General features: G+C 65.4%; 17 protein-coding genes and 3 tRNA genes. 12 read left to right on the top strand and 8 right to left on the bottom strand.

From position 1 onward, the window contains the following. Window positions 1-52: 52 nt before the first annotated feature. The 5 genes from AWC25_RS10905 to AWC25_RS10885 all read right to left on the bottom strand — a co-directional run bounded on the left by AWC25_RS10905 (window position 53) and on the right by AWC25_RS10885 (window position 5,419). Window positions 53-532 (bottom strand): hypothetical protein, encoded by a 480-nt coding sequence (locus AWC25_RS10905; protein ID WP_069399593.1) that lies wholly within the window; start codon window positions 530-532, stop codon window positions 53-55. Further along, a complete protein-coding gene (locus AWC25_RS10900; protein WP_069399592.1) occupies window positions 529-2,910 on the bottom strand; it encodes a molybdopterin oxidoreductase family protein in 2,382 nt (793 codons plus the stop codon). Before AWC25_RS10900 ends, AWC25_RS10905 begins: the two co-directional genes overlap by 4 nt. A gap of 45 nt (window positions 2,911-2,955) precedes the next feature. Next, window positions 2,956-3,651 carry a crotonase/enoyl-CoA hydratase family protein gene (locus AWC25_RS10895; protein ID WP_085166765.1) on the bottom strand — a complete coding sequence of 232 codons (696 nt, stop codon included), beginning with the start codon at window positions 3,649-3,651 and terminating at the stop codon, window positions 2,956-2,958. An 84-nt stretch (window positions 3,652-3,735) separates the two neighbouring features. After that, window positions 3,736-4,590: a hypothetical protein gene (locus tag AWC25_RS10890; RefSeq protein WP_069399590.1), complete on the bottom strand. Its 855-nt coding sequence runs from the start codon at window positions 4,588-4,590 to the stop codon at window positions 3,736-3,738. A 106-nt stretch (window positions 4,591-4,696) separates the two neighbouring features. Beyond that, window positions 4,697-5,419, bottom strand: coding sequence for an MBL fold metallo-hydrolase (locus AWC25_RS10885; protein WP_069399589.1), 723 nt, complete (start codon window positions 5,417-5,419; stop codon window positions 4,697-4,699). A 110-nt stretch (window positions 5,420-5,529) separates the two neighbouring features. Between AWC25_RS10885 and AWC25_RS10880 the strand changes: the two genes are divergently transcribed. The 12 genes from AWC25_RS10880 to rplA all read left to right on the top strand — a co-directional run bounded on the left by AWC25_RS10880 (window position 5,530) and on the right by rplA (window position 10,635). Then, complete coding sequence (locus AWC25_RS10880; protein ID WP_069399588.1) at window positions 5,530-5,742, top strand: type II toxin-antitoxin system VapB family antitoxin; 213 nt, start codon at window positions 5,530-5,532, stop codon at window positions 5,740-5,742. Window positions 5,743-5,816: 74 nt separating this feature from the next. Continuing rightward, window positions 5,817-5,889 (top strand) — tRNA-Thr (locus AWC25_RS10875). 36 nt (window positions 5,890-5,925) lie between these two features. Then, window positions 5,926-5,999, top strand: a tRNA-Met gene (locus AWC25_RS10870). A gap of 36 nt (window positions 6,000-6,035) precedes the next feature. Then, window positions 6,036-6,203 (top strand): 50S ribosomal protein L33, encoded by a 168-nt coding sequence (rpmG, locus tag AWC25_RS10865; RefSeq protein WP_069399587.1) that lies wholly within the window; start codon window positions 6,036-6,038, stop codon window positions 6,201-6,203. A 47-nt stretch (window positions 6,204-6,250) separates the two neighbouring features. After that, complete coding sequence (gene hadA, locus AWC25_RS10860; RefSeq protein ID WP_085166764.1) at window positions 6,251-6,730, top strand: (3R)-hydroxyacyl-ACP dehydratase subunit HadA; 480 nt, start codon at window positions 6,251-6,253, stop codon at window positions 6,728-6,730. Next, complete coding sequence (gene hadB / locus AWC25_RS10855; RefSeq protein WP_069399585.1) at window positions 6,717-7,145, top strand: (3R)-hydroxyacyl-ACP dehydratase subunit HadB; 429 nt, start codon at window positions 6,717-6,719, stop codon at window positions 7,143-7,145. The genes hadA and hadB overlap by 14 nt, the downstream gene beginning before the upstream one ends. A 3-nt stretch (window positions 7,146-7,148) precedes the next feature. Further along, entirely contained in the window at window positions 7,149-7,661 is a 513-nt protein-coding gene (gene hadC / locus AWC25_RS10850) for a (3R)-hydroxyacyl-ACP dehydratase subunit HadC (protein WP_069399584.1), read from the top strand. Window positions 7,662-7,809: 148 nt separating this feature from the next. Further along, window positions 7,810-7,882: transfer RNA gene (locus tag AWC25_RS10845), tRNA-Trp, on the top strand. Window positions 7,883-7,957: 75 nt separating this feature from the next. After that, window positions 7,958-8,428: a preprotein translocase subunit SecE gene (gene secE, locus AWC25_RS10840; RefSeq protein WP_069399583.1), complete on the top strand. Its 471-nt coding sequence runs from the start codon at window positions 7,958-7,960 to the stop codon at window positions 8,426-8,428. A 31-nt stretch (window positions 8,429-8,459) separates the two neighbouring features. After that, the gene (gene nusG, locus AWC25_RS10835) at window positions 8,460-9,302 is read left to right on the top strand and encodes a transcription termination/antitermination protein NusG (RefSeq protein WP_085166763.1); all 843 of its coding nucleotides are present in this window, start codon (window positions 8,460-8,462) and stop codon (window positions 9,300-9,302) included. 60 nt (window positions 9,303-9,362) lie between these two features. After that, a complete protein-coding gene (rplK, locus tag AWC25_RS10830) occupies window positions 9,363-9,791 on the top strand; it encodes a 50S ribosomal protein L11 (RefSeq protein WP_044509781.1) in 429 nt (142 codons plus the stop codon). A 136-nt stretch (window positions 9,792-9,927) separates the two neighbouring features. After that, window positions 9,928-10,635, top strand: coding sequence for a 50S ribosomal protein L1 (gene rplA, locus AWC25_RS10825; RefSeq protein WP_085166762.1), 708 nt, complete (start codon window positions 9,928-9,930; stop codon window positions 10,633-10,635). A 174-nt stretch (window positions 10,636-10,809) separates the two neighbouring features. Here the strand turns inward: rplA and AWC25_RS10820 are convergent, their stop codons facing one another. The 3 genes from AWC25_RS10820 to mmaA4 all read right to left on the bottom strand — a co-directional run bounded on the left by AWC25_RS10820 (window position 10,810) and on the right by mmaA4 (window position 13,723). Beyond that, the gene (locus AWC25_RS10820; RefSeq protein WP_085166761.1) at window positions 10,810-12,027 is read right to left on the bottom strand and encodes an RNA polymerase sigma factor; all 1,218 of its coding nucleotides are present in this window, start codon (window positions 12,025-12,027) and stop codon (window positions 10,810-10,812) included. A gap of 8 nt (window positions 12,028-12,035) precedes the next feature. Then, complete coding sequence (locus AWC25_RS10815) at window positions 12,036-12,734, bottom strand: YciI family protein (RefSeq protein WP_069399579.1); 699 nt, start codon at window positions 12,732-12,734, stop codon at window positions 12,036-12,038. A gap of 92 nt (window positions 12,735-12,826) precedes the next feature. Then, window positions 12,827-13,723: a hydroxymycolate synthase MmaA4 gene (gene mmaA4 / locus AWC25_RS10810; RefSeq protein WP_069399578.1), complete on the bottom strand. Its 897-nt coding sequence runs from the start codon at window positions 13,721-13,723 to the stop codon at window positions 12,827-12,829. Window positions 13,724-13,734: the final 11 nt, after the last annotated feature.

The following is a 13,734-nucleotide window of genomic DNA, read 5'->3' as shown; positions in this document are numbered from 1 at the left end:
GGGGAGGTGGGGCGGTTGCTCCGGCAACCGCCATCGCCTCCTCCTTAACGTGTCAGGTGGTCAGGGCTTGCGGTGCGAGTTCCTTGAGCATCGCGTTGGCCCAGCGCATCTGGCGCAGTGTTTCGGGGTGGCAGCGCGACGTCAGGGTCAGCAGCTCCTCGTCGTGTGCGGCCTGAGCCGCCTGGCCGAGCAGCTCCCAATCCAGCGACGTGCCCGCCGCCAGCCGGTGCACCCGTCGCAGATCGGCCAGCAGCAGCAGCGCGGGCTCGGGGCGGCGGCGCAGCGCGGCGCTGACCTTGCGCTCCAGCATGCTGGTGCGCGCCGTGGTCCGCGGGTGCGCCGAGAGCCGCACCCCGTAGTGGCGGCCATGAGCGGCCAGCCTGGTCAGGTGATCCTGCGACCACCCGGCCAGATCATGGGCCAGATGCGAAATGTCTTGGTCGCTGTGGTGGCGCGCGGCGATCAGGTTGAGTCGGTGGGCCAGTTTGCGCTCGGCGCGGTGCACCTCGCGGATGGCCAGGTTGATCTTCATTGCCGCACCTCAGCGACGAGCAGTTCGCGCACGCCGGCCGGGGGCGCTCCCGCCCGATCAAGGGGAGCCTTGCGTAACTGTGCCGCCGCAGTCTTGTAGAGGGGTTGCTTGGAAACCGGGTCCCAGTCGGTGATCGTCAGCTCATTGGCGGCCCGATGGTGGCCGGTGCCGCTGCCGGTGTCCCAGTACCCGTAGTGGAAGGGCAGGAAGATCACGCCGGGGCGCATACCGCCGATGCGGGCCGGGCACGTCACGCTGCCCCGGGGGGTGCTGATGGTGACACATTCGCCGTCCGCGACTCCCAGGCGCCGGGCGTCGACTTCCGAAATCTCCGCCCAAACATCCGGTGCGGACTGCTGAAGTTGTTGTGCCCGTGCGGTTTTCGTTCGCGTATGGAAGTGATACACGGTACGCCCGGTGATCAGTGCGTAGGGATGATCCTGCGTCGGCGGTTCGTGGGCCGGAATGTACTGTGCGGCCTTGATGATCGCCTTCGCGTACGGATTCATCGCGCGGTATTCGGTGGGCTCTAACGGGGCGCCGGTGATCAGGTCCTTTCCGTAGGCCTCGCAATAGTCCGGTGCCGACCAGAACCTCCCATCGGCGTACAGGCGCTCGGTACCGTCGGGGTGTTCGTCGTTGCACGGCCATTGAATTCCGTTGCGGCCGCGCAGCTTGGCGTAGCTCAGGCCGGTGTAGTCGCACGGCCGACCCGCACTGCATTTCTTCCAGGCTTCGAACGTCGACTCGGGATCCGTCCACGGCGGAAACGGCTGACCGTCCTTGTCGCGGAAGTCCATGCGGCGGGCGTAGTCCAGAAAGATGTCGAGGTCGCTACGCGCGGAACCCGGTGGCTCCACCGCCTTTTCGGAGAGGTGCACGGTGCGGTCGGCGTTGGTGAACGTTCCGGTCTTCTCGCCCCACGCCGCGGCGGGCAGCACGACATCGGCCAGCTCGGCGGTTTCGGTCATGAAGATGTCCTGCACGATCAGGAACAGTCGCTGCTGAGCCAGGATCTCGCGAATCCGCGCCAGTTCCGGCAACGAGACCGCGGGGTTGGTCGCGGTCACCCACAGCATCCGCAGGCTGCCCTCTTCGGCGTAGCGGAACATCTGCATCGCGTGCGTCGGCGGTGCGTAGTGCGGGATCTGTCGCGGCTCGATGTTCCACAGCTTCGCGAGGTCGGCGATGTGATCGTCGTTGGCCCAATTGCGGAACCCGGCGAGGTCGCCATCGGCCCCGCATTCACGCGTGTTCTCGGCGGTCGGCTGTCCATTCATCTGCAGCACGCCGCAACCCGGCTTGCCGAGCATGCCGCGCAGCAAATGAATGTTGTTGACTTGCACCGCCGCCGCGGTCGCCTGATGCGATTGGTAAAACCCTTGCAGCACAGTGGAAAGCAGGCGCTTGGCGGTCCCCAGCAATCGAGCCGCTTCCCGGATGTCGTCGGCACGCACGCCGCAGATTTCGGCACAGCGCTCCGGAGGAAATTCCTCCACCCGCGAACGCAGCTCGGCGAAACCCACCGTGTGCAGGTCGATGTAGTCGTGGTCCAACCAGTCATGGGAGATGATCTCGTGCAGCAGTGCGTTCATCAGCGCCACATTCGTTCCAGGCAGCGGCGCCAAGTGAACGGTGGCCCGCTCGGCCACGGGGGTGCGCCGCGGATCGACGCACACGATGGTGGGCGGTTCGGCACCGGCGAGCCGGTCGAGCATCCGCATCCACAGAACCGTCTGCGTCTCGGCGACGTTGTGTCCGAACAAGGCGATGGTGTCAGCGTGATCGACGTCGGTGTAGGAGCCCGGCTGGCCGTCGCTGCCGAAGGTTTCCTTCAACGCCTCGGCCGCCGTCGCGGTGCACAGCCTGGTGTTGCCGTCGACGTGATTGGTTCCGATCGCCCCGTGCGCAATCGCGCCCTGGGTGTAGTACGCCTCGAGAAAGAGCTGCCCGGAGGTATAGAAGCCGATCGAGGCGGGCCCAGAGCTGTCGAGCAGCTGGCGGGTGTGCGCGACGATTCGGTCCATGGCCGTGTCCCACCCGCATGGCCGCAATCGGCCCGCGGTGCGGATCAGGGGCGTGGTGAGCCGGTCGGGTGACGCGTTGGCCTGCCAGCCGAACAGATCTTTGGGGTCGAGGCGTCCGTGGTTCACCCGATCGTCGGCCCGCCCCCGCACGCCCACGATCCGGCCGCCTTTGACGCCGATGTCCAAGCCGTCGCCGTTGGAATGCAACACCGCCGCCGTCTGCACCCACCGGTCCACCGATTCCGCGGTGACGCCATCGGCCAGGAAACCGTCGACGCGCTCCGGCCAGGGCTGCCCGGGGCGGTACGGCGTCCGCGCGCCCCACGGATCGGCAATGCGGTCGACCACCATGGGCGAGGCGTACCCGGGGTCTGCCTCGCAAAACCCGAGGACTGCTTACAGGCCGAACTCGGCTTCGATGCCGTCAATTCCGGCGCGCAGCGCCTTGAGGGTGTCGGCGCGGGCGCGCAGTTTGGTCGCGGCGTGCGCGTGCTGGTGCAGGCCGGCGAATTCCTGCGCGGCCTCCTCGGCGCGGTCGACCACCATCTCCGGCAGCACAATCTCGTCGACAAACCCTGCGGCAAGGGCGGTTTCGCCGAAGAAGGTCTTGGCCAGCCCGGTGGCCTGCTGATACGCCGACGGCGTCAGCCGCAGCTTCATGATCTCCAAAGCCGCGTAGGGGATGGTCATGCCGATCGCAACCTCGTTGGCCTGGATGTTGTAGGCGTGGGCGGCGACGCGGTGATCGCCGGAGGACAGCAGGAACGACCCCATCGCGATGGCATGTCCGGTGCAGGCGATCACCACCGGCTTCGGGTGGGACAACAACCGATAGGACAATTCGAAGCCGCCCCGCAGCATGTCGATCGCGGGTTTCGCCTCGCCGGAGGTCAGGATCTTCAGGTCGAATCCGCCGCTGAACACGCGGTCGTTGCCGGTCAGCACCAGCGCGCCGACGTTGTCGCTGTCGGCCTGGTCGATCGCCTCGTTGATGGCTGCCTGCATGGTCGGACCCAGCGCGTTGACTTTGCCGTCGTCCATCCGGATGACCGCGATGGCATCCTTGCGGCTGTAGGTGACCGGACCGCTCATGCGTTACTCCTTCGCGACGGGCAGCGAAGTCGATTGAATCAGATCGGCAAACACTGACCCCGTGCGGCCGGACGTACCGCGGCGTCAGGCCTGCTGGGCGCGGTGATTGGCGGGATCCTTCTGGTCGGGCCGACCGGTGCCGCCCCAGCGCAGACCGACATCGGTCGGCGCATCTTGCTGCCGGACGCGCCAACGATCCTGAGTTTCCCGCACCGCGTTGTTGATTCGCTCGATCTCGCTGCGGAACACGTCCGCGCGCGTTTCCTTGCTGGCGTAGTGGAAGTACGTCAGCAGGCTGCGGAGCAGCTCCAGCTTCTGTTTCTCCCGCTTGGCCAGGTCGTGCGTGGTCATCAGCTCGATCCGCTGAACGGGCGGCAGGGCGTCCCAGTCCAGGACGACATCGGTCTGCAACTGCGGGCGTTCGCGCTGCCAGAACCGCCAGCGTCGCGGCGTGTCGGGACGGTCGAAGTACGTCACCGTCCCGGTGAAGCGTGATTCGATGCCGCCGCCGATTTCGGCACGGTCAAGCGCCGAATCCCATACCAGACGCCATTCCTGGCCGGGCGCGAGTACCGGGATTTCGCTGGGCAGCTGCAATTCGACGACATCGGCGTAGCCGTCGCTGGAATTCTCGTACTCGGCGACCGTCGGCGGATTCGTGAAGGCAAAACGGATGTGGTAGGCCGCGGTCTTACCGAAATTGCGGACCACCAGCTCGATCACGTGCCAATCGGCGGCATGCGGTTCCATCAGCACGCCGACGTGCGGACGCGTCTGCTCGGCCGCCAGCCGCCGGCTGCGGCCGAGCTGGTGGTTGATGACGATCAGAGCGATGATGCCGAGCGCGATTGCCGCCCAAGCGGCCCAGGCCAACCAGGTGCTGGACTCAACGTTGGTGACCCCGTGCCAAGTGCCCTGGATCCACCCCGTTGAACCCATGTGACTCCATCCCTCCGCTCATATGGCAGCGATGTGCACCCGAAATTCTGCTGGCACGGGTGTCGAAGCGCAATGACTCTGGCAATCAGGGCGGTCAAGTACTCCGTCAGCCGCCCATCAACATTCGCCACTGGTCGAGGTTGGTGGCCCGGTACACGTAGTTGGAGCGCTTGACCTCGGTCAGCGGTGCGCTCGGTTCGACGGAATACCAGTGCCCGGGGAACACCGTCGGATCGCCGGGAAGCGCCGCCAGCTGCTGCAGGCTGCGGTACATCTCGTCGGAGTCGCCGCCCGGAAAGTCGGTGCGCCCGCAGCCCTCCAAAAACAGGGTGTCACCGGCCACCAGGCGCCCGTCGAGCAGAAAGCACTGGCTGCCCGGCGTGTGTCCGGGCGTGTGCAGCAGCTCGATCTCGATGTCGCCGATGCTGAGTTTGTCGCCGTGCTCGTGGGTGGTCAGGTCACCGATAGCGATCCCGGTAACTCGCGAAACCCAAAGCGCCTCATGGGTATTCACATGCACCGGCACACTGACCCGGTCCAGCAGCTCGGCCAGGCCGTTGAGTTGGAAACCCATCATCGTTCCGCCCACATGGTCGGGGTGATGGTGGGTGACCAGGACCCCGGACAGGTGCATGCCGTCGGCCTCGAGCAGGTCGACGAGCTCGCCGGCGGCATACGCCGGGTCGACGACGACGCAGTCTCCGGTCTGGCGGTCGCCGATCAGGTAGGCGAAGTTGCGCATCTGGGTCGCGAACGCGTCGCCGGCGGCGAAATCGCGTCCGGCGAGCAGCTGGCGGAAATACAGGCGGTCGGCTGACTTGTCTGGCACCGGATCAGACTATGACCCGGGTGGCGTGGCCCACATTCGTGGGCGTATCTCGGCCTGTCAATCGCGTTTTCGGGACGGTTGAGCGAGTTTGCGGTGGGTATGGTTTGTCCATGCTGAAAAAGGTCGAGATCGAGATCGACGACGATCTGGTCCAGGAGGCAATCCGCCGCTATCACGTGGCGGACGCGCGGGAGGCTGTCCATCTGGCGCTGCGCATGCTGCTCGACGGCAACGCGGACGCGGAAGGCGACCAGGCGGACATCTACGACGAGTTCAGCGACCTCAGCGCCTGGCAGCGGCGGCGCAACGGCGACCCGGGGTGACGGTTTGGTGCCGTCGCGCGTGGCGCTGTACCCTCTTTTAGGCCCGAGGCACGACTGATTGCTACGGGTTCCAGGCCCCCTTAGCTCAGTCGGTAGAGCGTTTCCATGGTAAGGAAAAGGTCAACGGTTCGATTCCGTTAGGGGGCTCGGCGGACGCCGAGCAGGCGGACGGCGCGTACCAGAGGCGATGTAGCTCAGTCGGTTAGAGCGAACGACTCATAATCGTTAGGTCGCCGGTTCGAGTCCGGCCATCGCTACAACACAACAATGTGCATTTGTGAGAGAGAACAGACATGGCTTCCAGTACGGATGTGCGGCCAAAGATCACTTTGGCCTGTGAGGTGTGCAAGCGCCGCAACTACATCACCAAGAAGAACCGTCGCAACGATCCGGACCGGCTCGAGCTGAAGAAGTTCTGCGCGAACTGCGGCCAACACCAGGCGCATCGCGAGACGCGCTAATTAGCTCCACCAGATACGACCATATTGACCAGGTAGGTTTTGAAGCCGTGCCGTTGACCAAGGACATCGTCGGGATGCATTACCGCTATCCCGACTACTACGAGGTGGACCGGGAAAAGATCCGCGAGTACGCGACGGCCGTACAGAACGACGATCCCGCGTTTTACGACGAAGATGCGGCCGCCGAGCTCGGGCACAAGGGGCTGCTGGCCCCGCTGACGTTTTGCTCCGTGTTCGGCTACAAGGCGCAGTCGGCGTTCTTCAAAAGCGCCAATATCGCGGTCCAGGACGCGCAGATCGTCCAGATCGACCAGGTGTTGAAGTACTTCAAACCCATGAAGGCAGGCGACCGTCTGTACTGCGACGTGTACGTCGACTCCATGCGCGTTTCGCACGGGACCCAGATCATCGTGACCAAGAATGTGCTCACCGACGAAGCAGGTGACATCGTGCAGGAGACCTACACGACCCTGGCGGGCCGTGCCGGCGAGGATGGAGAAGAGGGATTTTCTGATGCCACTGCGTGAGTTCAGCTCGGTGAAGGTGGGTGACCAGCTTCCGGAGAAGACGTACCCGCTGACGCGGCAAGACCTGGTGAACTACGCGGGAGTGTCCGGGGACCTCAACCCCATTCACTGGGACGACGAGATCGCCAAGGTCGTCGGGTTGGACACCGCGATCGCCCACGGCATGCTGACGATGGGCATCGGCGGCGGCTACGTGACCTCGTGGGTCGGCGACCCGGGCGCGGTCACCGAGTACAACGTGCGCTTCACCGCCGTGGTGCCGGTGCCCAACGACGGCAAGGGCGCCGAGCTGGTGTTCAGCGGGCGGGTGAAGTCGGTGGATCCCGAGACCAAGTCGGTAACCATTGCGCTCACCGCCACCACCGGCGGCAAGAAAATTTTCGGGCGGGCCATCGCTTCGGCCAAATTGGCATAGATCATGGCCCTCAAAACCGATATCCGCGGCATGGTGTGGCGGTATCCGGACTACTTCGTCGTGGGGCGCGAACAGCTGCGCGAATTCGCGCGGGCCATCAAATGCGACCACCCCGCCCACTACGACGAGGCCGCCGCCGCCGAGCTGGGTTACGACGCCATCATCGCGCCGCCCACCCTTGTCACGATCTTCGCCAAATATGTGCAGCTGGACTTCTTCCGCCACGTCGACCTGGGCATGGAAAGCCTGGTAATCGTCCAGGTCGAGCAGCGTTTCGTCTTTTTCAAGCCGATCAAGGCCGGCGACAAGTTGTGGGGGCGGATGGACATCGAGTCCGTCGTCGAGCGTTTTGGCGCGGACATCGTGGTCACCAAGAACATCTGCACCAACGACGACGGTGAGGTTGTGATGGAGGCCTACACCACGTTGGTGGGGCAATACCGGGAAGAGACGGACGACGAAACCATCAAGCTCAGATGGGACCACGAGTCCGGGCAGGTCGTCAGAACCGCGTAATTAGTATCTGACTCCCGTGCCGATGTACACTCGGACCTCGGGGTTTTCCCATTACAGCGCGCTGTCCGTAGGTTCGGATCACCGAACGGGGAGCGCGCGTGTCATGTGGGCCCCGGTAGGTAAGCGCAGGTTGGCCTGCCAACCGCGAAGGGGCGTAGCTCAACTGGCAGAGCAGCGGTCTCCAAAACCGCAGGTTGCAGGTTCAAGTCCTGTCGCCCCTGCAGAAGGCAACGAAGATCGTGCCATGCTGGACACTGAACGGAATGTCCGGTAGCTAGCGAACAAAGGAGCATGCGGTGAGCGACGAAGGCCCCGGTATCGGTGCCGCCAACGACGCTGCACGCGACGACGGCGAGACCGAAGGCCGTGCGAGCGGCGGTCGGACGGCCGTGGTGACCAAACCGCAGCGCCCGACAGGCAAGCGATCCCGGCAGCGCGTCGTCGAAACCGACGACGCCGAGTCCGCGGGCGACGTCGAGGCCACCAAGGAAGCCACCAAGGAAACCGCCAAGACGTCGTCGGCCAAGAAGGCCGACCAAAAGACCAAAAAGCCGAAGAAGCCCGGGGACCGGACGGCCAATCCCTTCGTTTTCGTCTTCAACTACCTCAAGCAGGTCGTTGCGGAAATGCGGAAGGTGATCTGGCCGAACCGCAAGCAGATGCTCACCTACACCTCGGTGGTGCTGGTATTCCTCGCGTTCATGGTGGCGCTGGTCGGCCTGTCTGATTTCGGCCTGACCAAGCTGGCCCTGCTGGTGTTCGGCTGAGCTTCGTAAGCGATAGAGAGGACTGAAAACCGTGACTACCTTCGACGGTGACACGTCCGCGGGTGAAGCGGTCGACGTGGAAGAGACAGCCGAATTGTCTGAGGTTGCTCAGGGCTCCGAGCCCGCCGAGGTTGCGCAAGCCCCCGAGGCCCCAGAAAGCCCGGACGATGCGGATGATTCGGACACTGGGGACACTGGGGACACTGCGGAGACTGGGGCCGACGCCGCGCCCGCCGAGCCGGATGAGGAAGTCGACCCCGCCGCCGCCCTCAAGGCCGAGCTGCGCAGCAAGCCCGGCGACTGGTATGTCATCCACTCCTACGCCGGCTACGAGAACAAGGTGAAGGCCAACCTCGAGACCCGGGTGCAGAATCTCGACGTGGGCGATTACATCTTCCAGGTCGAGGTGCCCACCGAAGAGGTCACCGAGATCAAGAACGGCCAGCGCAAGCAGGTCAACCGCAAGGTGCTGCCGGGCTACATCCTGGTGCGCATGGATCTGACCGACGACTCCTGGGCCGCGGTCCGCAACACCCCCGGCGTGACGGGGTTTGTCGGGGCGACGTCGCGTCCGTCGGCGCTGCGGCTGGACGACGTGGTGAAGTTCCTGCTGCCGCCGGGCTCGTCGAAGAAACCGGTCAAGGGTGCGGCCGCGGCCGCTACCACCACCGAAACCGGCGGTTTGGAACGTCCGGTGGTCGAGGTGGACTACGAGGTCGGCGAATCGGTGACGGTCATGGACGGCCCGTTCGCCACGCTGCCGGCCACGATCAACGAGGTCAACGCCGAACAGCAGAAGCTCAAGGTGCTGGTGTCGATCTTCGGCCGCGAAACCCCGGTGGAACTCACCTTTACCCAAGTCTCCAAGATCTAGCCGGCCGATCCGTTCGCGGGAACGGCTGGGCGTATAACCAGGAAGGAACGTAGGAATCTCATGGCCCCGAAGAAGAAGGTCGTCGGGCTGATCAAGCTCCAAATCGTGGCGGGACAGGCCAACCCTGCGCCGCCGGTGGGGCCCGCGCTCGGCCAGCACGGCGTCAACATCATGGAGTTCTGCAAGGCGTACAACGCCGCGACGGAAAACCAGCGCGGCAACGTGATCCCGGTGGAGATCACGGTCTACGAGGACCGCAGCTTCACGTTCGCGCTCAAGACGCCGCCCGCCGCCAAGCTGCTGCTCAAGGCCGCCGGGGTGGGCAAGGGGTCGGCGGAGCCGCACAAGAACAAGGTCGCCAAGGTGACCTGGGACCAGGTGCGCGAGATCGCCGAGACGAAGAAGACCGACCTCAACGCCAACGACATCGACGCCGCCGCCAAGATCATCGCCGGCACCGCGCGGTCGATGGGCATCACCGTCGAATAGGACTGCATAACGCCCACCGTCGGACGACGATGCGCGCCGCTTGGGCGCGAGGAGAAGTGCGACAATTCAACAAGCGTGGGAGGGCCAGCTTCGGCCCGTTTTCCAACCACGACCCAACACCAGATTGGATGAGTAAGTGAGCAAGAACAGCAAGGTATACCGCGCCGCCGCCGAAAAGGTGGACCGCAACAACCTGTACAGTCCGCTCGAGGCCGCCAGGCTCGCCAAGCAGACCGCGTCGGCCAAGCAGGACGCGACCGTCGAGGTGGCGATCCGGCTGGGCGTCGACCCGCGCAAGGCCGACCAGATGGTCCGCGGCACGGTGAACTTGCCGCACGGCACCGGCAAGACGGCCCGCGTCGCGGTGTTCGCCGTGGGTGACAAGGCCGAGCAGGCGCAGGCCGCCGGAGCCGACATCGTCGGCAGCGACGACCTGATCGAGAAGATCCAAGGCGGCTGGCTGGAATTCGATGCCGCGATCGCGACGCCGGACCAGATGGCCAAGGTTGGGCGCATCGCGCGTGTGCTCGGTCCCCGCGGCCTGATGCCCAACCCCAAGACGGGCACCGTGACCGCCGACGTCGCCAAGGCCGTCGCCGACATCAAGGGCGGCAAGATTAACTTCCGCGTCGACAAGCAGGCCAACCTGCACTTCGTGATCGGCAAGGCGTCGTTCGACGAGAAGAACCTCGCGGAGAACTACGGGGCCGCGATCGACGAGGTACTGCGGCTCAAGCCGTCGTCGTCCAAGGGCCGTTACCTGAAGAAGGTCACCGTGTCGACGACGACGGGCCCGGGAATTCCGGTCGACCCCTCGGTCACCCGCAACTTCACGGAGGAGTAGCGAGCCGGCGCTGTGGGCGCCGGTGAGCGGATCCGACCCTTCGGGTTGTGTGGAGTAGCGAGCCGGCGCTGTGGGCGCCGGTGAGCGGATCCGACCCTTCGGGTTGCGTGGAGTAGCTAGCCGGCGCTGTGGGCGCCGGTGAGCGGATCCGACCCTTCGGGTTGCGTGGAGTAGCTAGCCGCCGCACTCGGCGATCCGGCGCCGCAAGAAGTCACGTCCCGGTTTGGAACCGTTGGACTGCAATGCGTTTCGATACCAGGTGAGCGCCTCGTCGCGTCGGCCCGCGCGCCGCAGCAGGTCGGCCCGCAACGTCGCGACGAGATTCGAACGGGCCAGCCGGGGATCGCGCGCAAGGTCGTCCAGTGCGACGAGTCCGGCCTGTGCTCCGTCGCGGAAGCCTATCGCCAACGCGCGGTTGGCCCCCGCCACCGGCGAGCCCGTCATCGCCACGAGCCGGTCGTAGGCCAGGCAGATGGTGGTCCAGTCGGTTTGCTCCCACGACGGGGCCGTCGCATGCAGCGCGGCGATCACCGCCTGGGGCAGATACGGGCCGGTGGAACCCTCGGCCCGCCGCAACCGATCCAGTCCGCGCGCGATGCGGCCGCGGTCCCAACGGCGCCTGTCTTGTTCTTCCAGCGGTACCAGCATGCCGTCGTCGTCCAGACGCGTTACCCGCCTCGAGTCGTGCAGCAACGTCAACGCGGCCAGCGCGTGCGCTTCCCGCTCGTCCGGCATCAGCGCGCACAGCTCACCGGCCAGCCGGACTCCTTCGTCGCACAGTTCGTCCCGTATCGCCGACGGGCCCCCGGTCGACCAATATCCCTCGGTGAAAACCGAGTAGATGCAACCCAATACGTGCGGTGTCCGCCCCGCCAACAGCTCCGCCGGCGGCACCCGCAGCGGGATGTTGGCGTGCCGAATCTTGTTCTTGGCCCGCGTGATTCGTTGACCGATGGCGGATTCCGTCTGTAGCAGGGCGCGCGCGATCTCGGCGACGGTCAAACCGGACACCAGCCGCAGCGTCAACGCCAGCTGCGATTGCCGGTCCAGCGCCGGGTGGGCGCAGGTGAACATCATCCGCAGCTCGTCGTCACGCACTGGATGGGGATCGGTGCGCTCGGTGCGAACCCTGATCTCGTCCACGAATGCGGCCAATTCCTTTCCGGGACGGACGGATTCGCGGCGCAGCCGGTCGCGGGCCCGGTTGCGTGCGACGGTGGTCAGCCATCCGCCGGGATTGTCGGGTATCCCGTCGCGGAGCCAGCTGCGCAGCGCCTCGGCGCAGGCCTCCTGGACGGCGTCCTCGGCGACGGTGAGGTCGCCCGACCATCGGGCGAGCGCGGCGACCGTCGGACCCCATTCCCGGCGAAAGACGCCGTCCAGGTTGGTCATGCGGGTGGTTAGAGTCCCGAGACTCCGGCCAGTTGGCGCAGCTGCACCGTGGAGGCGGGAATCATCGACGCGATCTTGACGGCCTCGTCGCGGTCTGCGGCGTCGAGGAGATAGATGCCCGTCGCGATCTCGGCGCCCTCCACGTACGGTCCGTCGGTGATCAGGACTTCGCCGTCGCGCACCCGCACGGTCGTCGCGGTGGTCCGATCGTGCAGGGCGGCGCCACCGATCACCCGGTCGCCGGCAGCAGCATGCAGCTCGGCGTGCTTGGCCGCGACTGCCTCCCACTCCGGGGTGCCCGGCGTGTGCGCGGATTCGGGCGGTTCCAGCAACAGGGCGAGCCAGTCGTTGCCGGTGAGCGGCCGCGATGGCGCGATCGAGTGGACCACGGGCCATAACTCCACCGCGCCGAACGCGGCCAGCGGGATGTCGCGGGCCAGCGCCAGCGCGTCGTCGAGGTTCTCCGCTTCCAACACGTAGTAGCCGCAGGCCACCTCAGCGGCCTCGGCGAAGGGGCCGTCGGTGACGGTCGGCGCATCCGGGCCGCCCGTGATGACCACCGCGTCGCCCGCGGGGACCAGCGCGTCTCCGGCCTTTATGGCCGCACCGGCCTTCGCATGAAAGTCCTGCCAAGCCGCCATCGCGGTCGCCGGATCGTCGGCCGTGCGGTCTTGCTCCCTGCTGATCAACAAGGCGAAGTACTGCATGTGTCGTCACCTCCTGGTAGCGAGCGAAGCCCCGTGCTCCACTCTCTACCTATCCGACGAACGACGCAGCACCGATCCGACAGCGAGCGGGCTCAGTTCGAGGCGCCCGGTTTCAGATAGGTCACCAGGCTGCAGTCCAGCATCTCCTCGGTGAAGTAGTGCTCGCAGCCGCGCAGGTATTTCATGTACCGCTGGTAGACCTCTTCGGAGGTGACCTCGATGGCCTTCGCCCGGTTGGATTCCAGCGTGTCGCCCCAGGTGTGCAGCGTCTTGATGTAGTGGGGGCGTAGCGAAAGTGGTTCCGGGACAACAAATCCCGCCTTCTCGCCGTGTTCAACCATCATGCCGGTGGTTGGCAGCCGACCGCCCGGGAAGATCTCGGTGACGATGAACTTGATGAAGCGGGCCGTTTCGAAGGTGAGCTTCTTACCGCGCGCGGCCAGCTCGTAGGGGTGGTAGCTGACGCTGCTCTGCACGGTCATCCGACCGTCTTCGGGTGTGATGTCATAGCACCGTTTGAAAAAGTCGTCGTAGTTCTCGTGCCCGAAGTGTTCGAACGCCTCGATCGAGACGATGCGATCGACCGGCTCGTTGAAGTCTTCCCAGTTCTGCAGCCGCACCTCGCGGGAGCGGGTGCTGTCGGTCTCGGCCAGCACCTGTTCACAGCGGGCGTGTTGGTTCTTGGACAACGTCAGGCCGATCACGTTGACGTCGAACCGTTCGACGGCGCGCCGCATCGTGGTGCCCCAGCCACAGCCGATATCCAGCAACGTCATCCCCGGCCGCAGGTCCAGCTTGTCCAGGTTCAGGTCGATCTTGGCGTATTGGGCTTGCTCGAGGGTCAGCTCCGGCGGCTCGAAGTACGCGCAGCTGTAGGTCCGGGTGGGGTCCTGAAACAAGGCGAAGAAGTCGTCGGACACGTCGTAGTGCGCCTGAATATCCTCAGAGCGCGTCCTGACCTTCGTCGAGCCAGTCGGTTGCTCAGCCATTCTCGTTTACT

Origin of the sequence: Mycobacterium sherrisii (assembly GCF_002102355.1) — a bacterium.
GTDB classification, from domain to species: Bacteria; Actinomycetota; Actinomycetes; order Mycobacteriales; family Mycobacteriaceae; genus Mycobacterium; species Mycobacterium sherrisii.
Note: the sequence above shows the minus strand (reverse complement) of the source record. Positions and strands in the feature narration are given on the sequence as shown.